Source organism: Pseudomonas sp. IPO3749 (genome assembly GCF_013386605.1).
GTDB classification, from domain to species: Bacteria; Pseudomonadota; Gammaproteobacteria; order Pseudomonadales; family Pseudomonadaceae; genus Aquipseudomonas; species Aquipseudomonas azotoformans_A.
The window spans coordinates 1-325 of record NZ_JACARN010000168.1 but is presented as its reverse complement, the minus strand read 5'-3'; the positions used below and the strand labels follow the sequence as shown (position 1 = coordinate 325).

1 protein-coding gene is annotated in these 325 nt (G+C 44.0%); it reads left to right on the top strand.

What is annotated here, in order from left to right; genetic code table 11:
• Window positions 1-120: 120 nt before the first annotated feature.
• On the top strand, window positions 121-325 hold a 205-nt coding region (locus tag HX812_RS32030; protein ID WP_218643594.1), incomplete at its 3' end, for a hypothetical protein.

Here is a 325-nt window from a genome sequence, read left to right as displayed (position 1 = left end):
ATCCCGGACAACTATGCCGGAAAAAATGCAGCTTTCGCTTGCAGATCTACCAGAAACAGAGGTGGAGGCTGGTCAGGATCCCGTTATTCTGAAGTTCTTTTCTCCAATTTAAAAGGAGACATGATTGGCCGTTCTGAGCGTGGTGGAGACCTGAATTTTGATGACGGATCATGGGGTCTGAATGTAACCGGAAATGTATCTTTCCAGGTGAAGGGGCACAATGTCAGAAGTTATACGATAAAGGTAACCGTAAACTGTGAGCTGAGCGATGAATTCATCAACAAATGGAAAACAGAAAGCTTCAACGATATCATCAAAGCTTACG